This window comes from Stappia sp. ABD4_338, from assembly GCF_056312175.1.
Genome location: NZ_CM149982.1, coordinates 1,701,575 through 1,725,350, shown reverse-complemented (window position 1 = coordinate 1,725,350; position 23,776 = coordinate 1,701,575). Strand labels below are relative to the sequence as shown.

The 23,776-nt window shown below is 64.7% G+C and carries 25 protein-coding genes; 7 read left to right on the top strand and 18 right to left on the bottom strand.

Features of this window, described 5'->3' with window-relative positions; translation table 11 throughout:
- Positions 1–87: 87 nt before the first annotated feature.
- The 15 genes from ACYX4S_RS08010 to ACYX4S_RS07940 all read right to left on the bottom strand — a co-directional run bounded on the left by ACYX4S_RS08010 (position 88) and on the right by ACYX4S_RS07940 (position 13,427).
- Positions 88–1,320 carry an MFS transporter gene (locus tag ACYX4S_RS08010; RefSeq protein ID WP_476362515.1) on the bottom strand — a complete coding sequence of 411 codons (1,233 nt, stop codon included), beginning with the start codon at positions 1,318–1,320 and terminating at the stop codon, positions 88–90.
- A gap of 167 nt (positions 1,321–1,487) precedes the next feature.
- Positions 1,488–2,051 carry a transcription antitermination factor NusB gene (gene nusB / locus ACYX4S_RS08005; protein ID WP_476362514.1) on the bottom strand — a complete coding sequence of 188 codons (564 nt, stop codon included), beginning with the start codon at positions 2,049–2,051 and terminating at the stop codon, positions 1,488–1,490.
- 4 nt (positions 2,052–2,055) lie between these two features.
- Entirely contained in the window at positions 2,056–2,502 is a 447-nt protein-coding gene (gene ribH / locus ACYX4S_RS08000; protein ID WP_293724688.1) for a 6,7-dimethyl-8-ribityllumazine synthase, read from the bottom strand.
- Between the two features lie 213 nt (positions 2,503–2,715).
- Complete coding sequence (locus tag ACYX4S_RS07995) at positions 2,716–3,309, bottom strand: riboflavin synthase (protein WP_476362513.1); 594 nt, start codon at positions 3,307–3,309, stop codon at positions 2,716–2,718.
- Between the two features lie 3 nt (positions 3,310–3,312).
- Positions 3,313–4,449 (bottom strand): bifunctional diaminohydroxyphosphoribosylaminopyrimidine deaminase/5-amino-6-(5-phosphoribosylamino)uracil reductase RibD, encoded by a 1,137-nt coding sequence (ribD, locus tag ACYX4S_RS07990; protein ID WP_476362512.1) that lies wholly within the window; start codon positions 4,447–4,449, stop codon positions 3,313–3,315.
- A gap of 15 nt (positions 4,450–4,464) precedes the next feature.
- The gene (nrdR, locus tag ACYX4S_RS07985; protein WP_293724943.1) at positions 4,465–4,941 is read right to left on the bottom strand and encodes a transcriptional regulator NrdR; all 477 of its coding nucleotides are present in this window, start codon (positions 4,939–4,941) and stop codon (positions 4,465–4,467) included.
- Positions 4,942–5,034: 93 nt separating this feature from the next.
- Complete coding sequence (gene glyA / locus ACYX4S_RS07980; protein WP_293724682.1) at positions 5,035–6,351, bottom strand: serine hydroxymethyltransferase; 1,317 nt, start codon at positions 6,349–6,351, stop codon at positions 5,035–5,037.
- 365 nt (positions 6,352–6,716) lie between these two features.
- Complete coding sequence (locus ACYX4S_RS07975) at positions 6,717–6,908, bottom strand: DUF6898 family protein (protein ID WP_476362511.1); 192 nt, start codon at positions 6,906–6,908, stop codon at positions 6,717–6,719.
- Entirely contained in the window at positions 6,905–8,167 is a 1,263-nt protein-coding gene (locus tag ACYX4S_RS07970) for a L,D-transpeptidase family protein (protein WP_476362836.1), read from the bottom strand. The genes ACYX4S_RS07975 and ACYX4S_RS07970 overlap by 4 nt, the downstream gene beginning before the upstream one ends.
- 427 nt (positions 8,168–8,594) lie before the next feature.
- Positions 8,595–9,107, bottom strand: coding sequence for a transcriptional regulator LdtR (ldtR, locus tag ACYX4S_RS07965; RefSeq protein ID WP_293724678.1), 513 nt, complete (start codon positions 9,105–9,107; stop codon positions 8,595–8,597).
- A 253-nt stretch (positions 9,108–9,360) separates the two neighbouring features.
- On the bottom strand, positions 9,361–10,257 hold the full coding sequence (mmsB, locus tag ACYX4S_RS07960; RefSeq protein ID WP_422068848.1) for a 3-hydroxyisobutyrate dehydrogenase: 897 nt from the start codon (positions 10,255–10,257) through the stop codon (positions 9,361–9,363).
- 87 nt (positions 10,258–10,344) lie between these two features.
- Positions 10,345–10,755: a DUF6163 family protein gene (locus tag ACYX4S_RS07955; RefSeq protein ID WP_293724674.1), complete on the bottom strand. Its 411-nt coding sequence runs from the start codon at positions 10,753–10,755 to the stop codon at positions 10,345–10,347.
- 32 nt (positions 10,756–10,787) lie between these two features.
- The gene (locus tag ACYX4S_RS07950) at positions 10,788–11,849 is read right to left on the bottom strand and encodes an enoyl-CoA hydratase/isomerase family protein (RefSeq protein ID WP_476362510.1); all 1,062 of its coding nucleotides are present in this window, start codon (positions 11,847–11,849) and stop codon (positions 10,788–10,790) included.
- Positions 11,850–11,856: 7 nt separating this feature from the next.
- Positions 11,857–12,240, bottom strand: coding sequence for a DUF5367 family protein (locus ACYX4S_RS07945; protein ID WP_476362509.1), 384 nt, complete (start codon positions 12,238–12,240; stop codon positions 11,857–11,859).
- Positions 12,241–12,287: 47 nt separating this feature from the next.
- Positions 12,288–13,427, bottom strand: coding sequence for an isobutyryl-CoA dehydrogenase (locus ACYX4S_RS07940; RefSeq protein ID WP_476362508.1), 1,140 nt, complete (start codon positions 13,425–13,427; stop codon positions 12,288–12,290).
- A 220-nt stretch (positions 13,428–13,647) separates the two neighbouring features.
- On the opposite strand from ACYX4S_RS07940, the gene hemB reads away from it, so the two are divergent.
- Positions 13,648–14,688: a porphobilinogen synthase gene (gene hemB / locus ACYX4S_RS07935; protein ID WP_476362507.1), complete on the top strand. Its 1,041-nt coding sequence runs from the start codon at positions 13,648–13,650 to the stop codon at positions 14,686–14,688.
- Between the two features lie 25 nt (positions 14,689–14,713).
- Here hemB and ACYX4S_RS07930 read toward each other — a convergent pair whose 3' ends face one another.
- Positions 14,714–16,111 (bottom strand): aminotransferase-like domain-containing protein, encoded by a 1,398-nt coding sequence (locus tag ACYX4S_RS07930; RefSeq protein ID WP_476362506.1) that lies wholly within the window; start codon positions 16,109–16,111, stop codon positions 14,714–14,716.
- 80 nt (positions 16,112–16,191) lie between these two features.
- On the opposite strand from ACYX4S_RS07930, the gene ACYX4S_RS07925 reads away from it, so the two are divergent.
- The 5 genes from ACYX4S_RS07925 to ACYX4S_RS07905 all read left to right on the top strand — a co-directional run bounded on the left by ACYX4S_RS07925 (position 16,192) and on the right by ACYX4S_RS07905 (position 21,434).
- Positions 16,192–16,812, top strand: a complete 621-nt coding sequence (locus tag ACYX4S_RS07925; protein WP_476362505.1) for a LysE family translocator — start codon at positions 16,192–16,194, stop codon at positions 16,810–16,812.
- A gap of 37 nt (positions 16,813–16,849) precedes the next feature.
- Positions 16,850–18,073 carry a threonine ammonia-lyase gene (locus tag ACYX4S_RS07920; RefSeq protein WP_476362504.1) on the top strand — a complete coding sequence of 408 codons (1,224 nt, stop codon included), beginning with the start codon at positions 16,850–16,852 and terminating at the stop codon, positions 18,071–18,073.
- 131 nt (positions 18,074–18,204) lie between these two features.
- Positions 18,205–18,645, top strand: a complete 441-nt coding sequence (locus ACYX4S_RS07915) for an RDD family protein (RefSeq protein ID WP_476362503.1) — start codon at positions 18,205–18,207, stop codon at positions 18,643–18,645.
- A 166-nt stretch (positions 18,646–18,811) separates the two neighbouring features.
- A complete protein-coding gene (locus ACYX4S_RS07910) occupies positions 18,812–20,653 on the top strand; it encodes an SLC13 family permease (protein ID WP_476362502.1) in 1,842 nt (613 codons plus the stop codon).
- Between the two features lie 22 nt (positions 20,654–20,675).
- Positions 20,676–21,434: an arginyltransferase gene (locus tag ACYX4S_RS07905; protein ID WP_476362501.1), complete on the top strand. Its 759-nt coding sequence runs from the start codon at positions 20,676–20,678 to the stop codon at positions 21,432–21,434.
- 29 nt (positions 21,435–21,463) lie between these two features.
- Here the strand turns inward: ACYX4S_RS07905 and ACYX4S_RS07900 are convergent, their stop codons facing one another.
- A complete protein-coding gene (locus ACYX4S_RS07900; RefSeq protein WP_476362500.1) occupies positions 21,464–22,144 on the bottom strand; it encodes a uracil-DNA glycosylase in 681 nt (226 codons plus the stop codon).
- A gap of 2 nt (positions 22,145–22,146) precedes the next feature.
- Positions 22,147–22,740: a LabA-like NYN domain-containing protein gene (locus tag ACYX4S_RS07895; protein WP_293724658.1), complete on the bottom strand. Its 594-nt coding sequence runs from the start codon at positions 22,738–22,740 to the stop codon at positions 22,147–22,149.
- A 582-nt stretch (positions 22,741–23,322) separates the two neighbouring features.
- Here ACYX4S_RS07895 and rpoZ point away from each other — a divergent pair.
- Positions 23,323–23,724 carry a DNA-directed RNA polymerase subunit omega gene (rpoZ, locus tag ACYX4S_RS07890; RefSeq protein ID WP_293724657.1) on the top strand — a complete coding sequence of 134 codons (402 nt, stop codon included), beginning with the start codon at positions 23,323–23,325 and terminating at the stop codon, positions 23,722–23,724.
- Positions 23,725–23,776: the final 52 nt, after the last annotated feature.

Sequence of the window (23,776 nt, the reverse complement as noted above, 5' to 3'; positions counted from 1 at the left end):
GCGCTCGGGAAAGGGCGCGTGAGATCGCAACGGACACCTCTCCGATCGAGCCGCCCCTTTCGGACATGGCGCGACTCGGGCCGCTGATCAAAGGCGGCTCTGCGCCCGCTCGGCCATCACCAGCCAGGCGATGAGGCCAAGGCAGAGCAGTGTGAAGGGGAACACGAGGGTGTTCACGGTCGACCAGCCATACGCCTGCAGCAGCGCGCCGGACGAGAAGGAGGCGGACGCAACGAAGCCGAAGACGAGGAAATCATTGACTGCCTGCACCTTGTTGCGCTCCTGCGGGCGATAGGCATCCGCCAGCATAGCGGTCGCGCCGATGAACCCGAAGTTCCAGCCAAGACCGAGCAGGATCAGCGCCGTCCAGAAGTGGCCCACCTCGACACCGCTGAGCGCCACCGCCGCACAGCCGGCAAGCAGAGCCAGACCGACGATGACGATACGCTCGCGCCCGAAACGCGCGATCAGATGCCCGGTGAAGAAACTCGGGCCGAACATGGCCAGAACATGCCACTGGATCGCATGGGCGGCGTCGGCCTGCGTCAGACCGCAGCCGATCATGGCGAGCGGTGTGGCGGTCATCACCAGACTCATCAGCGCATAGGAGGTGATGGCGCAGGCCGCGGACACGATAAAGCGCGGTTGCGCCATGATTTCGCCGAGCGGCCGCACATCACCGCGTGCTCCGCCACCACGTGGCGGGCGCGGGATCCACAGGAATGCCAGGATGAAGAGGCTGATCAGCGAGAGCCCCGCTTGCGCCACATATGTGCCCGCGAAGAGGATCGGCGCAAACAGGTCCGCCGTGTTGATCACCGTCTGCGGGCCGATGATTCCGGCGAGGACACCGCCAGCCAGCACGAAGGAAATCGCCTTGGGGCGGTAGCCGTCGCTCGCGGTATCGGCGGCGGCGAACCGGTATTGCTGCACGAAGGCCGAGACAAAGCCGCTGGCCATGGTGCCCAGGCAGAAAAGCAGGAAGCTCGCCTGGAAAATGGCGAAGGCGGACAACAGCCCGCCAGCGACACCAAGAACCGCCGCACCGCAGAAACCCGCCCTGCGCCCGAACCGCTGCATGATCGCCCCGGCGGGAAGCGTCCCGAAGGCCGTGCCCAGCACGAAACAGGAGACGGGCACGGTTGCCAGCGACTTGTCCGCGCCCAGCATCCCGGCGCCCACCAGCGAGCCCGAGGCAATCACGATCGACGCCGAGGCTCCGCCAAGCGCCTGCGCGGAGGCAAGCAGAACGGCGTTTCGCCGTGCAAGACGGTCGTCCACGAGAGGCGCGTCGTCCGCGCCGGCTTCAATCTGGCTCATGCTGGAAGTCCCCGGATCGCCGACGGCAGACAGCCGGCATCGCAACGAGAAAGCGAGTCGCAACGACTCGTCAGGCAGGAGCGCGAGCCTATCCTGCCCGCCCCATGCCTGGCCAGCATTTCATATCGAAACTATCGAATGTGTGATGGCAGCCATAGGCCGGGAAATCAGTTCCCGGCCGGCCCGTCGTTGTTGCCCTCGCCCTGCCCTGCCACGGCATTCCCTGCCTGCGCGGCAGCACCGAACTCCTCGGCACGATGCGTATGGGCGATCCGGTCGAGCACGCCGTTGACCATGCGCGGTTCGTCGCCCTCGTAGAAGGCACGCGCGACGTCGATGTACTCGCTGATGACGACGCGGGCGGGCACGATCGTCATGCACATGAGCTCGTAGGCCCCGGCGCGCAGAATGGCACGAAGGGTGGTGTCGATCCGCTTCAGCGGCCAGCCGGCGACGAGTGCCCGGTGGATTTCGGGATCGAGGCGGCGCTGCTCGGCCACGACGCCCTTCACCAGATCGCGGAACCACGCCGGATCCGCTTCCCGGTACTGCTCGCCGTCAAGCTCGCTTCCAAGGCGGAATGCCTCGAACTCGGCCAGGACGTCGGCGAGCATGGAGCCGCCCACATCCATCTGATAAAGCGCCTGCACGGCGCCGAGACGGGCGGCGCCACGCTTGTTTGCCGGTTTGATGGCCCGTTCCGGGCGCGCCGGGGTGCGGTCGTCCGTCATGGGGTCAGGCTCCGAGACGATCGCGCACGTCGATCATGTCGAGGGCGGCACGGGCGGCTGCCCCGCCCTTGTCCTTGCGCGCGGGATCGGCCCGCGCCCACGCCTGCTCGTCGTTCTCGACCGTGAGAATGCCATTGCCCACCGGCAGCGCGGCATCGATGGTCAGCTCCATCACGGCGCGTGCCGACTCATTGGCGACGATGTCGTAGTGGGTCGTCTCGCCGCGAATGACGCAGCCGAGCAGCACAAAGCCGTCGTAGTCGGCATCGCCCCCGTCCATCGCGGCAAGCGCCATGGCAAGTGCGGCCGGAATTTCCAGAACGCCGGGCACGGACACGCGGGTCACATCGGCGCCGGCGGTCTCCAGGACAGCCATGGCGCCCTTCACCAGCGCGTCGGAAATGTCATCGTAGAAGCGCGCGTCGATGACAAGGATCTTGGGAGCGGACATTGGAGGTCTTCCCTGCTTTGTCTTGGGCGTCCGCAAGGCGGCACGCGAGGATCGGGGCCCTGGGGGAACAACGCGGATCGCGCCACGAGGGCGCGCGTCGGGATCGTTCCGGAGGGCAAGGTGCGGGTAGGAACCACGACGCCGGCCATTTGTCCAGACCAGATTGCGCCGCCCGGCCATGCGCCGGCGGGCGGGCCGGTTTGCAGCGACGCCTCAGCGGTATTCCGCGAGCCGCGCGGTATAGCGCGCCATCATGTCCACCTCGAGATTCACCTTGTCGCCCGCTTTGCGCTCGGCCCAGGTGGTGGCGGACAGCGTGTGCGGGATCAGGAACACGGTGAAGGTGTCCCCCTCGACGTCATTGACCGTAAGAGAGGCGCCGTCCAGGGCGACGCCGCCCTTCTTCGCGATGAAGGGCGCGCATTCGGCCGGGGCGCGAAAGCGAAAGAACACGCTGTCCGGGTGGTCGACACGCTCCAGGATCTCCGCGACGCCATCGACATGCCCCTGCACGATGTGTCCGCCGAGCTCGTCGCCGATCTTCAGCGATCGTTCCAGGTTGACCCGGTCGCCCGTCGACCAGTCCCGCACCGTGGTAAGGCGCAGCGTCTCGGCGGCCGATTCCACCTCGAACCAGCCGTTTCCGCCCTTCGCCGTCACCGTGTGACACACGCCGGCACAGGCAATCGACGCGCCGATCTCGATGGTTGCGGGGTCGTAAGCTGTCGCGATCCGGGTCCGCAGCCCGGCCGGGATCTTCTCCACCGACTCGATGCGGCCGATGTCGGTGACGATGCCGGTAAACATGGCTCAGCTCCTCTTGCGCACGTAACGCATCATGGTGTCCCGCCCCGCGGGAAAGGCAAACCCGAGTTCATGGCGCCCAAGGTCCGCGACAAGCGACAGGTCCCGGTCGACGAAAGGACGCAATCCTCCGTCGCCAATCTCCACATCGCCGCGCGAGATGCAAATCTCATCCGCCAGATCGGCATCCATCAGCGATCTGGCAACCCCTGCCCCGCCCTCGACCAGCAATCGTGTCAGGCCGCGCTGTCCGAGCGCCCGCATGACCGCATGAGGATCGAGACGCTGACCTTCCGGTCGCGCAAGGCGAATGAGCATGCAGCCGGCCGCCGTCAGCGCCTCAAGGCGCTCGGGATCGGCATCCGCCCCCACCACGACCCACACGGGAATGCTCTCCGCCGTCTTCACCAGCGTCGAGGAAAGCGGCAGCCGCGCCTCGGTATCGAGCACCACCCGCACCGGGGAGCGGTGCGTGAGCCCCGGCAGCCGGCACGACAGACTGGGGTCGTCCTCGAGAACGGTTCCTATGCCGACGAGAATCCCGTCGCACTCGGCGCGCAGGACGTGGACACGGCGGAACACGTCCTCGCCGGTGATCAGGACCTGCCCGTTTCCGGGACGGCCGATGTACCCGTCCCTGGAGACCGCAAGCTTCAGGATGACATGGGGACGCCCGTCGGTAACGCGACGCACGTGGCCCGCGTGCAGCTCCGCCGCGAGCCTTGCAGCCTCGCCGTTGGCGACGCAGACCTCGACACCACCGGCCTCGAGCATGGACACGCCGCGCCCGGCCACGCGCGGATTGGGATCAAGCAGGCCGATCACCACACGCTTCACGCCGGCCTCGGCGAGCGCGACGGCGCACGGTCCCGTGCGACCCTGGTGCGAGCAGGGCTCGAGCGTCACGTAGCAGGTGGCGCCACGGGCAAGATCTCCGGCCTGGCGAAGGGCGACGACCTCGGCATGGGGTCCGCCCGGCGGCTGGGTGTTGCCGCGCCCGACGACGCGCGGCCCGTCACCGTCGTCACGCACGATGATCGCACCGACCGCCGGATTGGGCCAGACCTTGCCGAGTCCCCTGCGTGCATAGGCGGCCGCTGCGGCCATGAACCGGGCATCGTCCCGTGCGTTCGTTTCGCTCAACGTTTTGCCCGCCGGTCAGCTTTCGCGAGCGGGCGGCGCCTCCGGCCCGCTCAGCTCGTCGAGAAGCGCCTCGAAATCCCTGGCTTCCCGGAAATTCTTGTAAACGGAGGCAAAGCGTACGTAGGCCACGTCGTCGAGGGTCTTGAGCCCCTCCATCACGAGATTGCCGATATCGGCCGCGCGAATGTCGCTCTCGCCGGAGCTCTCAAGCTGGCGCACGATGCCGCTGACCATGCGCTCGAGCGCGTCGGGGTCGACAGGCCGCTTGCGCGTGGCGATGCGGATCGAACGGTCGAGCTTGTCGCGATCGAAGGGAACGCGGCGACCGTTGTTCTTTATCACCGTCAGTTCGCGAAGCTGAATCCGCTCGAAGGTGGTGAACCGTCCTCCACACTCCCCACACACACGCCGGCGACGGATCGCTGTGTTGTCCTCCGTGGGACGCGAATCCTTCACCTGCGTGTCGTCACAACCGCAATAGGGGCATTTCATGCGTGGTTCGAGCTCCACTCGAAAGGTCCGGGCGTACCCGGACCTGACGATGTCATGGAAAGGGCCGGAGGAACCGGCCCTTCATCCGTATTCCTAAAGCGTCGGGTAGATCGGGAAGCGGTCGGTCAGGGCGATGACCTTCTGCTTCACCCGTGCCTCGACCTCGGCATTGCCGTCCTCGCTGTTCGACGAACGCAGGCCGTCGAGCACCTCGCCAATGAGCTCGCCGATCTCGCGGAATTCCGCCTGGCCGAAGCCGCGCGTGGTGCCGGCCGGCGTGCCGAGGCGAATGCCGGACGTGACGAACGGCTTCTCCGGGTCAAAGGGAATGCCGTTCTTGTTGCAGGTGATGTTGGCCCGCCCGAGCGCCGCCTCGGCCTTCTTGCCGGTGGCGTTCTTCGGCCGCAGGTCCACCAGCATGAGGTGGTTGTCCGTGCCGCCGGACACGATGTCGAGCCCCTGCGCCTTCAGGCTTTCGGCAAGCGCCTTGGCGTTGGCGACCACCGACTGGGCATAGGTCTTGAACTCGGGACGCAGCGCCTCGCCGAAGGCGACGGCCTTGGCCGCGATCACGTGCATCAGCGGACCGCCCTGCAGACCCGGGAACACCGCCGAGTTCACCTTCTTGGCGATTGCCTCGTCGTTGGTCAGGATCAGGCCGCCGCGCGGGCCGCGAAGCGACTTGTGCGTGGTGGTGGTGACCACATGGGCATGGGGGATCGGCGAGGGATGCGCGCCGCCGGCCACGAGGCCCGCGATATGCGCCATGTCGACCATCAGGTACGCCCCGACGGAATCGGCGATCTCGCGAAGACGCTTCCAGTCCCAGGTGCGCGAATAGGCCGTACCGCCGCCGATGATGAGCTTCGGCTTGTGCTCCTCGGCCTTGCGGGCGATGTCGTCCATGTCGAGCATGTGGTCGTCGGCACGCACACCGTAGGACACCACGTTGAACCATTTGCCCGACATGTTCACCGGCGAACCATGCGTCAGGTGACCGCCCGAATTCAGGTCGAGGCCCATGAAGGTGTCACCCGGCTGCAGCAGCGCCAGGAACACGGCCTGGTTCATCTGGCTGCCCGAGTTCGGCTGCACGTTGGCGAAGGACGCGCCGAAAAGCGTCTTGGCGCGCTCGATGGCCAGCGTCTCGACGACGTCGACATACTCGCAGCCGCCGTAGTAGCGCTTGCCCGGATAGCCCTCGGCATACTTGTTGGTGAGGATCGTGCCCTGTGCCTCGAGCACGGCGCGCGAAACGATGTTTTCCGAGGCGATAAGCTCGATCTCGTTTCGCTGGCGACCCAGTTCACGCGAAATCGCGTCGGTGATCTCCGGATCGGCGTCGTTGAGCGCGCGGGTAAAGAAATCCGGATAAATCGGCGTGTCGAGCGTGGTATCAGTGATCGACATCGTCGGGTCCCTCTCGCATCCTGAAGTCAAAGAAACCGGCCTGCGCCGCTTACCGGGCCCGTCACGACGACGTCCGGCCCCCTGAGGTCCGGTCCGCTGTTGCACGATCGTCCGTTCGAGCGATCGCCTGTCCAACTGCCCGTTCCCGCCACCGGTCGGGACCATCCGCGGATGGCTGCCTCGACGCACCCCGTAACCCGGTGCAGGGGCTCCGCAAATAGCACAGGCTCCAGGGTGAACCAAGGCAAATTGCCGGCATCCAGACGCGCGAAAACGCCCTCACCCGGCCATTTGGCCCGGAGAGGCGGATCTTCAACCCATCGTGAACGCAAAAGGAACAGACATCCGGCGGCAATCGTCCCCGATCAGGATTCGCCGGCGAGCCTCCTCTGCAGCTTGCGCATGGCGAGCTGCTGGAGATCTGCGCGACTTGCCTGCACTGGCCCGATCACCACGACCTCGACGCCGCTGCTGGCGTCGATTGCCGTGACCTTGACCTGACGTCCGAGCGCCTGGAATTCGAAATAGACCTCGCCACGCGGGCCGGACGCCGTCACTGCAAGGCGACTCCCGTCTCCGGCCCCGTCAGGCCGTAGCCGTCGCGGTCGTAGATGTCGTCACGGAAATGCACCACGCCCTCAGCGGTCGCCCAGGCGGTGATATAGGTCATGTAGATCGGGATCTTGGACTGAAGCTTCACGTCCTCACGCTCGCCGGAGCGGATCGTCTGGTCCACACGGGCCCGGTTCCAGTCCGGCGTGGTGCTGGCCAGAAGCCAAGTGATCAGCTCGCGCACGTTCTGCACGCGCACGCAACCCGAGGAATGGAAGCGATAGTCGGAGCCGAACAGCGACTTGGACGGCGTGTCGTGCAGATAGACCTGGTGTTTGTTGTGGAAGTTGATGCGCACCGATCCCAGCGAGTTGATCTCGCCCGGCTCCTGCCGGAACTGGTACTTGGTCGCCTCGTCCGTGTTCCAGTCGATCTGCTGCCAGGACAGCTCGTTGCCCTTCCAGTCGAAGATGCGGATCCGGTTCTTCTGCAGATACTCGGGGTCCTGCTTCATCTTCGGGATGAGGTCCTTGCGGATGATCGAAACGGGCACCGTCCAGTAGGGATTGAAATTCAGCTCGTAGATCGAGGAATTCAGGATCGGCGTCTGGCGGTCGATCTTGCCCACGACGGCCGTATGGCGCGACCGCACGCGCCCGTTCTCCACCGCCTCGATCTCGGCGGCGGGAATGTTGACCATCACGTAGCGGTCGCCGAGAAAGCCCGACATGGAACGCAGGCGCACCAGGTTGGTCTCGAGCTGGGACAGGCGCACCTGCGCCGGAACGTTCAGCGCCTCGATGGTCGACTTGCCCACAACGCCGTCCGGCGTCAGTCCGTGCCGGATCTGGAAACGGCGCACGGCGGCGTCGACATAGGAATCAAAGGTGCTCGACAGGCCGGCCGTCTGCTCGAGGTCGCCCGAAACCATCAGCCTGCGTCGCAGGGACACGACGTTGTCTTCGCGCGCGCCGAGCCGCATGGCCTTGCGACCGCTGGACACACTGTTCCACCCGCCCTGCTGGACGATTGCCGTATATCGCTGGATCGCGGTCTCCACATAGGAGGCCGTATCCGGCGACAGGGTCGGATAGGAGGATTCGACCGACTGAAGGCTGCGCATCGTCGTCGTGTCGAACTGGTCACGCCACTCGACCCGCTGCTGGTTCTGCTGGATGATTCCCTGCAGCGCGGTCTGCGCGGATGCCGTGCCCCACGGGGCCTGGCCGACGGTAACGCCCGCGACCACCGATGCAAAAACCATGGTCTTGCGTGCAAGGCTGCGCGCGCCCTTGCGCGCTTCGAAGGTCAGGCCTCGTCCAGTTCCCACCACGTCCACTCCAGTCTCGTCGCCGTGCCGGACGCGTTCCCGCATCCGGATTGCCCAGTCGGAAGAATGACATCAGGCGTAGCGTGATGACCTTAACAAACAATCACGCGCGCTGCAGGCCCGCCCGGACAGCAATCGGAAACACCGGAAACGGGCCAACGCGGCGCAGGGGCGCTGCGTCAATTTCTCCATGTCCATATGCACTCCAATGTGGCGCATTCATGTCCCACACGCATATCCGGCGCCGAACAGCATCGAAACACACCATTGAACGCCACCGGAAAAGCACAACGGGCCACCCCGTCGATCGGGGTGACCCGTTGGTGAGCACGTCATGTTCCACTCTCGCGGAAGCGACGTATCAGAGCCGGTAGAGGATCTGGTCGGTCCAGAAACGCTCCAGGCGACGCAGCGAGCGGTTGAGGACCTTGAAGTCGTCCGGGCCGATCTCGCCCACCTGCTCGACCGACAGCATGTGCCGCTCGTAGAGGGCCGCCACCTTGCGCGCCACATCCAGGCCCTTGTCCGTCAGGCTGACGCGGACCGAACGACGGTCGGTACGCGAGCGGCGGTGATGGATGAAGCCCATGTCCACAAGCTTCTTCAGATTGTAGGACACGTTGGACCCGAGATAGTAGCCACGCGTGCGCAGCTCGCCAGCGGTCAGCTCGGCGTCGCCGATGTTGAACAGCAGCAGTGCCTGCACGCTGTTCACGTCATTGCGACCTTCACGGTCGAACTCGTCCTTGATGACATCAAGCAACCGGCGATGCAGACGCTCGACGAGCGTCAGTGCCTCCAGGTACAACGGCTTGATGTCGTCTCCGTCTTCGGCCTGCGTAACAGCTTCAGCCGCCTTATTTGCCGTCAACATTGTTTGCGCCTCATGTATTGTTTGCGGTGCGTTTTTTGTCACCTTGAGGAGCAATGTAGCCGGAGGCCTCTAAAATCCGCTTAAAAAGGAGACTAAATCTCAGGTTAACGCGCAAATGCGTTGCAGGATGGGTCGATTTACCTCGAATTTACCATGAGAAGGTGCCCGAACCTTGAAAAGACAGCCGGATCCCGTCGGGACCCGGCTGTAGCAAGCGCAACCCTTTCGGGCACCTGATCCGGCGTTTCCCGCCTTATCCCTCCTGCGCGCCGCGCAGGAAACGAATGATGCCCGAGAAGTCCGTTCCGCCCTCGCCCGCATTGCAGAACATGTTGTAAAGCGCGGCAGCCTCCGCCCCGAGCGGCGTGGACGCCCCGGAGGTGCTGGCCGCCTCCTGGGCGAGCTTCAGGTCCTTGAGCATCATCGCCGCCGCGAAACCGGGCTGGTAGTCGCGGTTGGCGGGCGAGGCCGGCAACGGTCCCGGAACGGGGCAGTAGCTCGTCAGCGACCAGCACTGGCCCGAGGCTGTGGAGGAAATGTCGTAGAGCTTCTGGTGATCGAGACCGAGTCGCTCAGCCAGAACGAACGCCTCACACACGCCGATCATGGAAATGCCGAGCAGCATGTTGTTGCAGATCTTGGCGGCCTGGCCGTTGCCCGGTCCGCCGGCATGAACGATCGTCTTGCCCATCACGTCGAGATAGGGCCTGGCCGCCTCGAACGCCTCGTCCGGACCGCCCACCATGAACGTGAGCGTCCCGGCCGTGGCGCCGCCCACGCCGCCGGAAACCGGTGCATCCACCATGGCCATGCCCGCGGCCCTGGCGCCCTCGGCGACCGCGCGGGCGCTGTCCACGTCGATCGTGGAGCTGTCGATCAGAAGCGTTCCAGCCTTCGCATGGGCGAAGATGCCGTCCTCGTCGCCATATACCTTGCGCACATGAGCGCCGGCCGGAAGCATCGTAACGATGACCTCCGCATCGGCGGCCATCTCAGCGATGCTCGTCACCGGCGTGCCGCCGGCTTCCGCAAGCCTTGCGCGCGCCTCCTCGGAAAGGTCGAGCCCCTTCACCTCGTGGCCGGCCTTGACGAGATTGGCGGCCATCGGCCCGCCCATGTTGCCCAGTCCGACGAATCCGATCCTAGCCATGCGTCTCACTCCCTTGTGCGGCCCGTCACGCGGGCCTTTCGGCATTGCCGCTCCCTTGCGCGCCCCCGAGCACGCAAGGGAGCGTCGCTAACGTCTTTGCTCGCGGTCGGCGAGCCACAGCACGACCAGATAGATCGCGATCGTGCAGAGATAGAAAGCTATCTCGTAGGGCCTGCGTCCGTAGATGTCGGAGAAGGCCGAATGCATCACGACCTGGGTCAGCGCGCGCAGCAACCACATGACCGCCCCCCACGAGACGGCAAGCCAGAGGCCGATCGCCGCCACCAGGTCGAGCACGGCGAAGAAAACCGTCGCCGCTTGCCACTCGACCGGCATGTCCCAGAACCAGACCCCGCGCCAGGGCACCAGCCCCACGATGCGCGCCCAATGAATGAGCCCGCCACCGATGAGCAGGATGGCCATCGCCCTCAGGTACCAGACCAGCACGGTCGACCATGCCGGGCGGTTGTTCCAGTAGTCGCGCAGATCCGCGAGCATCGGCTCGTTTCCTTTCACGCCCCTCGCCCGTTTCAGCGAATTTCGAGGTCGCCACCCTCGGGCGCCTCGAAGTGGGCAAGTACGTCATCGCGGGCCACATCGGCAAGTCGGGACGGTTGCCAGACCGGCTGATTGTCCTTGTCGACGATAAGCGCGCGCACGCCCTCATAGAAGTCATGCCCCTTGAGGATCCGGCTCACAATCCGGAACTCCATGGTCATGCAGTCCTCGAACTCCAGCGCGCCGCCACGACGAAGCTGCTCGAACGAAATCTCCAGGCTCGTCGGGGACTTAGAGGAAATCGCGCCGAGAACCTTGCCGGCCCACTCGCCGTTTTCGCCGGCGGTCGCGGCTTCCGCCTCGAGCCCGGCGAGGATCGCGGCGACCGATGTCGCGGAAAAGATCTCGCTGATGCGCGCGGCCCGTGCCGCCAGCGGCGCCGGACCGGGATCGCACCGCCCGGCGGCTTCGGCAAGTGCCGCGTCGATGTCATCGGCCTCGCAGAGGGTCGCCTGCAGCGCTTCCAGATCGGCCGCGTTGACCGCATGGGTCAGCACGCCGGTCCATAGCGCGTCCGCCTGTTTCAGGCGTCCGGCGGAAAGCGCCAGCATCATGCCCGTCTCGTCGGGCATCCGTGGCAGAAGGTAACTGCCTCCCACGTCGGGGAAGAAGCCGATGCCCGTTTCCGGCATGGCGAATGTCGTGCGCTCGGAGCCGACACGGTGGCTGCCGTGCGCGGAGATACCCACGCCACCACCCATGACGATACCGTCGATGAGGGAGACAATCGGCTTGGGATAACGCTTGATCGCGATGTTGAGCCGGTATTCGTCGGCGAAGAAGTCCGCCTGTTTAGGATCGCCCGCCTTGCCCTGCTCGTAAACCTGCCGGATGTCGCCGCCGGCGCAGAAGGCCTTGTCTCCGGCCGCCCGCAGGATCACGCGCGTAACGGCCTCGTCGTCACGCCAGTCTTCCAGCGCAGCGCGCAGGGAAGCAACCATACCCGGCGTCAGCGCGTTGAGCGCCTTCGGCCGGTTAAGCGTGAGAATGCCGGCGCGGCCATGCCGCTCGACCAGGATTTCAGCTTCGCTCATCGAGACCTCATTCGTTTGAAGACCTTACGACCCTGTCGCCCCATAGCGCCAGCACCGCCGCGATGAGGCCGTAGCCCCACAGCATCATTGCGGCGAACAACGCCGCACGCTCAGGCGGCAGGGAGGGAAATACGGTCGGGAAGGCCATGGTTGCGGCGGCATCGCCAAGAAGTCCGGGGACAAGAATGCCCAATGCGAACCGCGCGCTCTTTCCCGCTTCGCAGACAAAGCGCGCCGCGAGAAGCACAACGACACCGGCAAGAAATCCGCCCGCCAGAAGCGCCACCAGATAAGCCCCGCCTTCCGCGGGGACGAACCAGGGACCGAACAGACGAAACAGAAGCGTTGCAACGAGCCAGCCCACAAGTCCGACGATCAGCCCACGCCTCATTCCCGCCTACCCTTTCAAGCAACAGCGCCCTCGGCGGCGCCGGACAATCAACCCTTGAGAAGATCGCGAGCGATGATGACCCGCATGATCTCGTTGGTTCCCTCAAGGATCTGGTGCACCCGAACATCCCTCAGGAAACGCTCGACCGGATAGTCGCGCAGATAGCCATAACCACCGTGGAGCTGCAACGCCTCGTTGACGATCTCGAAGCCTGCATCCGTGGCCTTGCGCTTGGCCATGGCCGCGAGCCGGGTGGCGTCCGGCGCCTTGGCATCGACGTGAATCGCCGCCTTGTGCAGAAGAAGGCGTGCCGCCTCCAGTTCCGTCGCCATGTCCGCGAGACGGAACTGAAGCGCCTGAAATTCGGCGAGCGCACGTCCGAACTGACGACGTTCCTTCAGATAGTCGATCGAACGCTCAAGGCACGCCCGCGCCGCACCCAGGGAACAGGCGCCGATATTGAGACGGCCTCCGTCGAGCCCGGCCATGGCGATGGAGAACCCCTGCCCTTCCTCCCCGATCCTGTTTGCGACGGGAACCCGGCAGTCGGAAAAGTTCACCTGGGCGGTGGGCTGGCTCTTCCAGCCGAGCTTCACCTCCTGCGCGCCGAACGACAGGCCCGGCGTGTCCTTTTCGACCACGAGGCAGGTAATGCCCTTGGGACCGTCGCCACCGGTGCGCACCATGACCACATAGACATCGGACATGCCGCCGCCGGAGATGAACGCCTTGGAGCCGTTGAGCACATAGTGATCGCCGTCCCGTTCGGCGCGCGTTCGCAGGCTCGCCGCATCGGACCCGGACCCGGGTTCGGTCAGGCAGTAGCTCGCGAAGTGCTCCATGGTGCAGAGCGCGGGCAGGAACCGCTTGCGCTGTTCCGCGCTGCCGAAGCGGTCGATCATCCACGCGGCCATGTTGTGAATGGAAATATAGGCTGCTGTGGAGGTGCAGCCGCCGGCCAGCTCCTCGAATATCACCGCCGCGTCCAGCCGCGTCAGCCCGGAACCACCGACGTCATCGCCGACATATATGCCCCCGAAGCCCAGCTCGGCGGCCTTGCGGAGGGTTTCCACGGGAAAGACGGACTTCTCGTCCCACTCGCGCGCGTTCGGCTCCATCTCGTCGCGGGCAAACGCCCTTGCGACATCCTGAAACGCGCGCTGGTCCTCGCCGAGCGTGAAATCCATGCCCATCCTCCCACATCGCGCGAACGTGTCGCGCCCGGCCGCTCCCGCGCCGCGCATGAGCGGGTCGCTTCCTCCAGACGGCAGCCGAGAGGTAACTGTCCCCCGCTGCCGCGTCAATCTGTCGGCAAATCAGGCGAGTGTCCGGCTTTCGGCAGGAGCCCGGCCGGTGCTATGGTCGCGCCCCACATCATGACGTCCAGCCCAAGACGGGAGTTTCCACATGACCGCGCCCAAGCGCCCGGCCGGCGGCGAGTCCGCTTTCCAGATCGAAACCATTCTCGGTGGCCGGCGAATGCGCCGAAACCGTCGCACCGACTGGTCGCGCCGCCTTGTGCGCGAGAACACGCTGACCGTCGACGACCTGATCTGGCCGCTGTTCGTCACCGAGGGCGAGAATGTCACGGAACCCGTGCCCTCCATGCCCGGCGTGTTTCGCCACTCCGTCGACAGGATAGCCGATCAGGCACGCATCGCTGCCGATCTAGGCATTCCCGCGATCGCGCTTTTCCCCAATACCGATCCCGCCCGGCGCGATCCGGAAGGCTCAGAGGCGCTCAACCCGGCGAATCTCGTCTGCCGCGCCTGTCGCGAAATCCGCGACGCGGACCTTCCCCTCGGCATCGTCACGGACGTCGCGCTGGATCCCTACACCAGCCATGGTCACGACGGCCTCATGGACGGCGAGACGATCCTCAACGACGAGACCGTCAACCAGCTCGTGGAGCAGTCCCTCCTCCAGGCCGAGGCCGGCAGCAACATCATCGCGCCTTCCGACATGATGGACGGCCGCATCGGCGCCATTCGCGCGGCGCTTGACGCCAACGGTTTCGACGACGTTCAGATCATGTCCTATGCGGCGAAATACGCCTCCGCATTCTACGGCCCGTTCCGCGACGCGGTCGGCACGAATGCGACCCTGATCGGCGACAAGCGCACCTATCAGATGGACCCGGCCAACACGGACGAGGCCCTGCACGAGGTCGAACTGGACATCGCCGAGGGCGCGGACATGGTCATGATCAAGCCGGGCCTGCCCTATCTCGATATCATCCGCCGGGTGAAGGACACTTTCGTCCGCCCGACGTTCGCCTACCAGGTGTCGGGCGAATACGCGATGATCCAGGCCGCCGCGCAGAACGGCTGGCTCGACGGCGAACGCGCGATGCTGGAAAGCCTCATGGCATTCAAGCGGGCCGGCGCGGATGGTGTCCTCACCTATTTTGCCGTCGACGTCGCGAGAAAGCTGACCGGCAAGAGCTGAGCCGGATAATGCGCGCCCGTTGCCCTCAGGGTGCGACGGGTGGACGCTCGCCGGCCTGCCCGGCAAGCGAGGCGAGACGCGCCAGCGCCTCGCCAAGCCTTCCCTCGTCGGGCTCCGCGGCCAGGCAGATACGAACCGCTTCCGGTGCGGCCCGCGTATCGACCGCGAAATGCCGCGAAGGACTGACCCGCACTCCAAGGCGTTCCGCCTCCTGCGCAAAGTCCTCCGCCCGCCAGCCGTTTCCAAGCCGCATCCAGGCAATACCGCCCGTCATGTCAGCCGCGCGCACGTCCGGCAGGATCGCCGCCGCCTGTCCCGCACGGCGGTCGGCCTCGCACCGCAGCGCGTGGAGCCGCCTTTCGAAGTCGGGATGCTTCAGGACGAGCCGGGCAGCATGCGTGAGCACCGGGGACACCATCAAAAGCATGGCGCTCTCGATTCCCCTGATACGCCGGTTGAGCAACGGCGGCGCAGCCGCATAGCCGACACGCAGAACGGGCGAGACGCATTTGGCGAGACCTGACACAAGCACGGTCTGTTCCGGCAGAAGGCGGGAAAAGCTCGCCGGCACTTCCGGTGACAGGAACCCGTAAACCTGATCCTCGACGATCGTGAGGCCGTGACGCGCGGCGACTTCGGCCAGTGCCACGATCCGCTCTGCCGACATGATGCGGCCGGTCGGGTTCTGACGTCCGGACATCACGAAGACGGCGCCAATACCTCCGCGCCTGGCCAGATGGTCAAGCGCCTCGGAACACATGCCCTCTTCGTCCATGGCCACGGCGTGGACGCGTGTGCCCACGGCCTGCGCGATGGACAGAACGCCTGGGTAGGTCAAAGCCTCGCAGGCAAGCGCTCCCTGATCGCGCAGGGCCAGAAGCGTTGCGAAGAGCGCGGGCTGGGTGCCTCCCGTTACCGTGATTCCGTCGATATCGAGATCGTCCCGCCAGCGCGACAGAAACGCCAGGGCCGCCTCCCTGTCACTCCGCTCTCCTCCGGCGGGAATATATCCCTGTCCCACGTCGAGCCTCGCCACGGCTTCCGCGAGTGCCGGCGAAAGAAGCGGCGCGGGATCCACCATCCGGAAGGCATTCAGCGCGAGATCGACCAGCCCCGCCCCGCCATTTTCCGCCGCAAGTGCCGCAGGAGGCGGGAAAGTGGCGCCCTCGACAGCGGCTCCGACGAAAGTACCGCGCCCCACCTCGCCATGGGCGAGCCCGGCCACCACAAGTCCCCGATAAGCGCGCGCCACGGTGCCAGGCGCGCAGTGCAGCTCCCAGGCTGCCTCGCGAATCGGCGGCAGCCTTGTCCCGGCGGGAAGCATGCCTTGCGAGATCCTCATCCGCAGGAAGGCCTCGAGACCGCGTGCATCGACCGTTGCCGCGGCGGAGTTCGCGTCCGTGAAGTCGGAGAATATTGTCATGAGTACAATTGTATCATTGTATCAAAAATTGTCTCGCACAATTCTTCGGTCGATTGACACCCTGTTCCGGAGCACGCGGGATGTTTCCCGACCATCTCATGCCACTCGCCCAGTACGGGCTCCTCGTTGCCTTTATCGTCGCGCTGGTCGGCTCGCCCGGCCCGGCGAACATGGCGCTGATGGCAAGCGGGCTGACCTTTGGCGCCCGCCCCGCGGTGCCCTTCCTGCTGGGCACCATGACCGGCTTCCAGATCATCTTCTGGCTCAATGTCGCGGGCCTCTATGCGCTGCTTGAAAGCGCACCGCAGGTCTTCGCGGTGCTGCGCTACGCCTGCATGGCCTACATTGTCTATCTGGCGTGGGTGGTCGTGCGCAGCCCGCCAGGCGATCCGTCGGCGGCCTCCCGGGCTCCCGGCTTTCCGCGCGGCGTGATCGTTCATCCGCTCAGCCCGAAGGCCTATGCGATGCAGGTCGCGGCCATCGCCCAGTTCGTCACACCCGAGCGCTATCTCACGGACGCTCTGACGGTCTCCATCACCTTCTGGATGCTTGGCGGCATCCTGAACGGTCTCTGGCTGCTGGCGGGGTCGTGGCTGCGCGGAGCAAGCGGAAACCTGAAAGTTCTGCAGGTCCTGCGGCTCGCTCTGGCCGGCCTCATGGTGATCTCCACCATCCTCAGCTTGCAAATGGTGTCCTCATGAGGGAACACGAAGGCCCGACACCTGCCGAGGTCTTCCAATGCCGGTCACCATCGAGACGATCCGTGATGCCGCCCGCCTGATCGAGGGCGCCGTCATGCGTACGCCCTGCCTGCCGGCGCCCAAGCTCTCCCAACTCACCGGCGCCGAGATCTTCGTCAAATACGAGAACCTGCAGGTCACCAACGCGTTCAAGGAGCGCGGGGCACTCGTCAAGCTCGCCTCACTGTCGGACGCCGAGCGTGCACGCGGCGTCATCGCCATGTCGGCCGGCAACCACGCGCAGGCGGTTGCCTATCACGCGGCGCGCCTCGGCATCCCGGCCACCATCGTCATGCCGGAGCCCACACCGATCGTGAAGGTGGCCGCGACCCGCGGTTATGGCGCGCGCGTCGTGGTGTCCGGCGAAATGCTTGCGGACGCACAGGCCGAGGCGGAACGCATCGCGAAGGCCGACGATCTCGTCTGGGTCCACCCCTATGACGATCCGGCGATCATCGCCGGACAGGGCACCATCGCGCTGGAAATGCTCGCCGACCAGCCGGACCTCGACACTCTCGTCGTCCCGGTCGGCGGAGGCGGTCTCATCTCCGGGATGGCGATCGCGGCAAGAGCGCTGAAGCCCGGCATCCGCATTGTCGGTGTCGAGTCGGAGCTCTATCCCTCCATGATCGCCGCGCTGCGCGGCGAACAGGCCCGATGCGGCGGGGCAACCCTGGCGGAAGGCATCGCCGTCAAGAACGTCGGCACACTGACACTGGAGCTGGTGCGCCAGCATGTCGACGACATCCTGCTGGTCGATGAAACAGCCCTGGAGCGGGCGGTGAATGCCTATCTGACCCGCCAGAAGACAATGGCAGAAGGAGCCGGCGCGGCGGGACTGGCCGCCATCCTGGCCAATCCGGACGCCTTTTCCGGACAGACGGTCGGGCTGGTCATGTGCGGCGGCAACATCGACCCCAGGCTCCTGTCGTCGATCATGGTGCGCGCCCTGGCACGCGACGGGCAGCTCGTCTCCGTACGCATCACCACCGCCGACCGGCCCGGCATTCTGGGCGAGATCGCCTCGATCGTCGGACGCGCGGGCGGCAACATCATGGAAGTGTCCCACCACCGGCTGTTTCTCAATGTTCCGGCCAAGGGCACAACACTCGACGTGACGATGGAAACCCATGACGGCGAGCACGCAGCCACGATCCTCGACGCCCTCGAAAACGCCGGGCACCGCACCGAGCGCATCGATCTCGGCGAATCCCGCCTGTGAAGCGACCGATTTGAAATCCTTCGACCGCACCCCCATTTTGAGAAAAGCGGACGGAAACATGCTCGCGACAATGACACATGCCCCGGGGGCCGCGAATGGCGCACTATGAAAGCAATGCAGAGACAGCACACGTGACCGATACCTGGAGCCCCGCACGCCTGTCTTCCGTGCGAACCAACCGCGTCTTTGCATTCCTTGTCGATGCCCTCCTGATCGGTGCGCTGACGCTGTTGTCGTGCGTGCTTGTCTTCTTTCTCGGCATCTTCACGCTGGGGCTGGGATGGCTGCTGTTTCCCATCCTGTGGCCCGCGGTGGCGCTGGTCTATGTGGCCGTCACCCTTGGCGGCGTGACAAGCGCAACCCCTGGAATGCGCGCCATGGGCCTGACCATGCGCATGACCGATGGCCGCCGTCCGGACATGCTCATCGCCGCGATCCATGCGCTTCTTTTCTGGTTTTCCGTTTCGCTGCTGACGCCGCTGGTGCTGATTGTCAGCCTGCTCAATTCGGACAAGCGGCTTCTTCACGACATCATTCTTTCGACCATCGTCATCAATCGCATTCGCGACTGAGCGAAGTGGAAAAACCTCCTGCCAATCGCCCCTGCACGCGCTGCGTGCAGGGGTTTTCTCTTTCCGGCTAGGCGAAGCGACGCGCGGCCGCTAGAAATGTGGGTCGAATGCCGCGAGAGACCGCCTCTCGACCGGCAGTGTCACGACGAGGAGTGGATCCGACCGCATGATGCCAGCCGATCCCGCAATGATCCTCACGTTCGTGGTGATTGTCGTCACAATCGGCCTCTACGCGCTGGAACGCTACGCCCTCGAGGCTGTCGCGCTCGCTGCCGTGGTGGCGCTGCTGGTGGTCTTTTCGGTCTTCCCGGTTGCGACAGCAACGGGCGCGAGCTTCGGTCCGACCGAGATTCTGGCAGGTTTCGCCAATCCGGCACTGGTCACGGTCATCTGCCTGCTGATTGTCGGTCAGGCGCTGTTCCAGACAAACGCGCTGGAGACCCCGGCCAAGATCGTCGTCACTGCGACCCGCCGTTTTCCCCATCTTGCAACGATCCCGATTCTCGTCGGAGTTGCGATCATCAGCGGCTTCCTGAACAACACGCCCGTGGTGGTGATGTTCCTGCCGATCCTTTCCGCCGTCGCCGCCGCCCAGGGACGTTCCTCGGCCCGCCTTCTGATGCCGCTTTCCTTCATCGCCATTCTCGGCGGCATGACGACACTGATCGGCTCATCGACCAACCTTCTGGTCGCCGACGTCGCGGCACGTTCGGGCGGAATCGAGCTCGGCTTCTTCTCCTTCACCCCACTTGGCCTGACACTTGCCGGCATCGGCAGCGTCTACGTGCTCTTCGTGATGCCGTATCTGCTCAAGCCGCGCCGAACCATGGCCGACGAACTGAAGTCCTCCTCGGGCAAGCAGTTCATTGCGCAAATACAGATCAACAGCGGCCATCCGCTGGAAGGGGTCACATCCGTCTCGGGACTGTTCCCCGCCCTCAAGGACATGACCGTGCGTCTCGTCCAGCGTGGCGAGCGACCGATTCTGCCACCGTTCGAGAATGTCACGCTCTCGCCGGGCGACACACTGATCGTCGCCGCCACACGTTCCGCACTGACCGCCGCCCTGTCACAACGCCGCCCGCTCATGGCGGCAGAGGGTGACGACACCACAGAAAGCGAAACCGCCGCCCAGCCCCAGCGCTCACTGACGCTGGCCGAAGTGGTCGTCGCTCCCGCCTCTCGCCTTTCGGGCCGTACCATTTCGCAAAGCGGGTTCCACTCGGAGACCGGTTGCGTCGTCATGGGGCTGCAGCGCCGCTCCCGAATGCCGCGCATGGCCATGACCGAAATCCGCCTAGAGCCCGGGGACGTGCTTCTCGTGGCCGGCAGCGCCAGCGAGGTGAAACGCCTGCGCACCTACCGCGACGTGCTGTTGCTCGACTGGTCCGCCTCGGAGGTACCGCCGCGCCGGCTCGCCCCCCGCGCGCTTCTGATCTTCCTGGCGATGGTCGCGGCCAGCGCCTCCGGCGTGGTTCCCATCGTCACCGCCTCGATCACCGCAACGATGGCCATGATCCTCACCGGCTGTCTCAATGTGCGCCAGGCCATGCGTGCCGTGGACAGTCGCATTTTCATGCTGATCGGGGCCTCGATCGCCTCGGCTTCCGCCCTCGAGGTGACTGGTGGCGCCCATGCGGTTGCCGATCTGCTGGTCACCCAGCTCGAAAGCCAGCCACCGGGCATCATTCTTTCGGCGCTCTATCTTCTGGTGATGGTGCTCACGAATCTTCTGTCGAACAATGCGACCGCGGTCCTGTTCACGCCGATTGCCATCAACATGGCCCACCAGACCGGGATACCGGTCGAGGCGTTCGTGACCTGTGTGATATTCGCGGCCAATTCGTCCTTCGCGACCCCGATCGGCTACCAGACCAATCTGATCGTCATGGGCCCCGGTCATTACCGGTTTTCCGACTTTCTTCTGGCCGGAACACCCCTTGCACTGCTTCTTTGGTTGTCGTTCACTTTTATCGCGCCACTATACTATGGTTTCACGATGCTCTGAACGCTGAGCGGAGGCTCTTCCGGTGACGCGCCACCCGACAGACACACCCCAGTTCTATCTGACGGCGCCCTCGCCCTGCCCCTATCTGCCCGGCCAGCAGGAACGCAAGGTCTTCACCCATCTTGTCGGCAGCAGGGCACGGACGCTCAACGACGTCCTGACCCAGGGCGGGTTTCGCCGCAGCCAGAACATCGCCTACCGGCCGGCCTGCGAAACATGCCAGGCCTGTGTGTCGATCCGCATCCGCGTGGACGACTTCAACTGGACGCGCTCGTTCCGCCGTGTCTGGAAGCGCAACGGGGATCTGGTCGGCACGGAAACGCAGCCGGCCCCCTCCTCGCAACAATACGACCTGTTTCGCCGATATCTCGATGCCCGCCATGCCCACGGCGGCATGTCGGACATGACCGTGCTCGACTACGCGATGATGATCGAGGACACGCACGTCGATACGCTGGTGGTGGAATATCGTAAGCGCGGGCCCGATACATTTCTGAATGGGCGCGGCGAAGGCCCGCTCTTGGCCATCGCCCTCACCGACGTGCTGAGCGACGGCCTGTCGATGGTCTATTCGTTCTTTGACCCCGATGCGGAGACCCGCAGTCTCGGCACTCACCTGATCCTCGATCACGTGGAACGCGCCCGCGCAAGGGGCCTGCCCTATGTCTATCTGGGATACTGGGTAGCCGGCTCTCCGAAGATGGACTACAAGGCCCGCTTCCAGCCGCAGGACCACCTTGGCCCTTCCGGCTGGACAAGCGCCGACGACATGCTCTCCTGACGCGAAAGCTTCAGAGTGCCGCCGCCGCTTCAGGGGCGGCTCGCGTCGACCTCCGCCCGCACGGCGGCAAATACATCGCGGAACATTTCGGTCGTCAGACGGCGCGTGTTCGTGTTGTAGCGCGAGCAGTGATAGCTGTCGAAGAGCACAAGCCCGCTGCCGACCTCATGCCGCGCCCCGTGCCCGAAGGGATAGGCCGCACGTCGCAGACCGAGCGCGGAAAGCGTCGCGTCATGGGCGATGCGCCCGAGCGCGACAAGCACTCTCAGGTTTTCCTGGCTCTCGATCGTTGCCGTGAGATACGGCAGGCAGGTGCGGATCTCCGGCCCCGTCGGCTTGTTTTGCGGCGGGACACATCGCACGGCATTGGTCACGGCGGCATCGCAAAGCGTCAGCCCGTCATCCGGTCGCGCCTCGTACCGCCCCGAGGCAAACCCGAAGTCGATAAGGGTCTCATAGAGAAGGTCACCCGCATAGTCGCCCGTGAAGGGGCGGCCCGTGCGGTTCGCACCGCGCAGACCTGGCGCAAGCCCCACCACGAGAAGGCGCGGCGCCGGTGACGAGAAGGTCTCCACCGGCGCATTGTGCCAATCGGGCGAGCGCTGCCTGTGCTCCTCGCGAAAGGCAACGAGGCGCGGGCAGGCAGGGCAATTGCGATCGGGATCGCGCGGCGCGCCACCGTCACGGGCAGCGAATGAAGGTTCCTGCACGATCAATAGTCGTCGTCGTCGTCCGCATCGGGCCGGCGCGTCGGTGCCGCCGGTCGAACGGCGCGCTCGGACGGGTCACGGCCCACCTTCTTGGCCAGGGTCGCGAGGTCGACGAAATGATCCGCCTGGCGACGCAGGTCATCGGCAATCATCGGCGGCTGGGTCTGGAGTGTCGAAACGACCGTGACCTTGCGCCCCTTGCGCTGCAGCGCCTCGACCAGCGAACGGAAGTCGCCATCACCGGAGAACAACACGATGTGATCGACGAACTCGACAATCTCCATGGCATCGACGGCAAGCTCGATGTCCATGTTGCCCTTGATCTTGCGACGACCGCTGGAGTCGACGAATTCCTTCACCGGCTTTGTAACAACCTTGTATCCGTTGTAATCAAGCCAGTCGATCAGGGGGCGAATTGAGGAGTATTCCTGATCCTCGATGAGCGCCGTGTAATAATATGCGCGCAGAAGGTATCCAGTCTTCTGGAACTCCTGAAGAAGCATCTTGTAATCGATATCGAAACCAATCGACCGAGCCGTGGAATATAGGTTCGCACCGTCGATGAACAATGCCACTTTCTCGCGTGGATCAAACATAACGTAGAATGCCTTCCATCTTAATGCAGGTTTCCTATGCCTTGGGAGAAGAGACACCAGCAAAACATGACAAAAGTCTGTTCTGCCGGACATTTTCCAGGCCAGGGCCAGAATGCCGTGGCCGACCTCGGCACATGCGGAGGAACCTGCCCGTCCGGATTTCGGTCCGGTTTCGCGTACCCGACAGGCGATTACCTTTGAGGCTGCCTGACTTCTTCTTCCGTATCACCTTCTGGTTCTACGGTTTCTTGCTCCCTACACCATTCGAGACAGGCTCGGCAACACAACTTGACCGCGATGTTCAAACGTCAAATTAGCCGAAACCGCGAGATTCCAAAATTTCCCCTAAGATCAACGGCATGAGAACTAAAAACAGACTAAACGCACCGTTAATAACTTCACTAAAATATCTTTCACACCGACCGCAGGGCGTCTGTTCGCGCACCTCCGATTGCCGTGACGTGACACCATGGACGCAACGAGCCGTTTTGCGCCGCAGCAAGCTTCCCGAGGGTTGCCTTCCGCGGTGCGACACAGTACATATCGCGGCTTGCCGAGATATTTTGGACATGGAGACTGCCAATGGCACGCGTGACCGTCGAGGATTGCATCGACAAGGTCGAGAATCGTTTCGAGCTGGTGCTGCTTGCGAGCCATCGGGCGCGGATGATCTCCAACGGGTCCCCGCTGACCGTGGACCGCGACAATGACAAGAACCCGGTGGTCGCGCTGCGCGAAGTCGCCGAGGAGACCGTCAGCCCCGAGGACCTGAAGGAAGACCTCATCCACTCGCTGCAGAAGTATGTGGAAGTGGACGAGCCCGAGGCCGAGGCCGTTCCCATGGTGCCGAATGCGTCTTCACGTGGCGGCACCGAGGTGAACACGGTCGACGATTCCGCCGTCGAGTTCGACCGCATGTCGGAGGAAGACCTCCTGCGCGGGCTCGAGGGACTTGTCCCGCCGGAACGCAAGGACGACATCTGAGCGTCCCGATCCGGCATCCGAACAGCGCGCCCGACCGGCCCGGCAACCCGAC

What these genes read in the sequence shown, in the direction of transcription:
- ACYX4S_RS07930 (WP_476362506.1), bottom strand. Translation starts at nt 16,111, where the DNA reads ATGACAATATTCTCCGACTTCACGGACGCGAACTCCGCCGCGGCAACG.
- ACYX4S_RS07995 (WP_476362513.1), bottom strand. Translation starts at nt 3,309, where the DNA reads ATGTTTACCGGCATCGTCACCGACATCGGCCGCATCGAGTCGGTGGAG.
- ACYX4S_RS07970 (WP_476362836.1), bottom strand. Translation starts at nt 8,167, where the DNA reads ATGGTTTTTGCATCGGTGGTCGCGGGCGTTACCGTCGGCCAGGCCCCG.
- glyA (WP_293724682.1), bottom strand. Translation starts at nt 6,351, where the DNA reads ATGTCGATCACTGATACCACGCTCGACACGCCGATTTATCCGGATTTC.
- ldtR (WP_293724678.1), bottom strand. Translation starts at nt 9,107, where the DNA reads ATGTTGACGGCAAATAAGGCGGCTGAAGCTGTTACGCAGGCCGAAGAC.
- ACYX4S_RS08010 (WP_476362515.1), bottom strand. Translation starts at nt 1,320, where the DNA reads ATGAGCCAGATTGAAGCCGGCGCGGACGACGCGCCTCTCGTGGACGAC.
- ACYX4S_RS07940 (WP_476362508.1), bottom strand. Translation starts at nt 13,427, where the DNA reads ATGGATTTCACGCTCGGCGAGGACCAGCGCGCGTTTCAGGATGTCGCA.
- ACYX4S_RS07950 (WP_476362510.1), bottom strand. Translation starts at nt 11,849, where the DNA reads ATGAGCGAAGCTGAAATCCTGGTCGAGCGGCATGGCCGCGCCGGCATT.
- ACYX4S_RS07925 (WP_476362505.1), top strand. Translation starts at nt 16,192, where the DNA reads ATGTTTCCCGACCATCTCATGCCACTCGCCCAGTACGGGCTCCTCGTT.
- nrdR (WP_293724943.1), bottom strand. Translation starts at nt 4,941, where the DNA reads ATGAAATGCCCCTATTGCGGTTGTGACGACACGCAGGTGAAGGATTCG.
- mmsB (WP_422068848.1), bottom strand. Translation starts at nt 10,257, where the DNA reads ATGGCTAGGATCGGATTCGTCGGACTGGGCAACATGGGCGGGCCGATG.
- hemB (WP_476362507.1), top strand. Translation starts at nt 13,648, where the DNA reads ATGACCGCGCCCAAGCGCCCGGCCGGCGGCGAGTCCGCTTTCCAGATC.
- ribH (WP_293724688.1), bottom strand. Translation starts at nt 2,502, where the DNA reads ATGTCCGCTCCCAAGATCCTTGTCATCGACGCGCGCTTCTACGATGAC.
- rpoZ (WP_293724657.1), top strand. Translation starts at nt 23,323, where the DNA reads ATGGCACGCGTGACCGTCGAGGATTGCATCGACAAGGTCGAGAATCGT.
- nusB (WP_476362514.1), bottom strand. Translation starts at nt 2,051, where the DNA reads ATGACGGACGACCGCACCCCGGCGCGCCCGGAACGGGCCATCAAACCG.
- ACYX4S_RS07895 (WP_293724658.1), bottom strand. Translation starts at nt 22,740, where the DNA reads ATGTTTGATCCACGCGAGAAAGTGGCATTGTTCATCGACGGTGCGAAC.
- ACYX4S_RS07910 (WP_476362502.1), top strand. Translation starts at nt 18,812, where the DNA reads ATGATGCCAGCCGATCCCGCAATGATCCTCACGTTCGTGGTGATTGTC.
- ACYX4S_RS07945 (WP_476362509.1), bottom strand. Translation starts at nt 12,240, where the DNA reads ATGAGGCGTGGGCTGATCGTCGGACTTGTGGGCTGGCTCGTTGCAACG.
- ACYX4S_RS07955 (WP_293724674.1), bottom strand. Translation starts at nt 10,755, where the DNA reads ATGCTCGCGGATCTGCGCGACTACTGGAACAACCGCCCGGCATGGTCG.
- ACYX4S_RS07920 (WP_476362504.1), top strand. Translation starts at nt 16,850, where the DNA reads ATGCCGGTCACCATCGAGACGATCCGTGATGCCGCCCGCCTGATCGAG.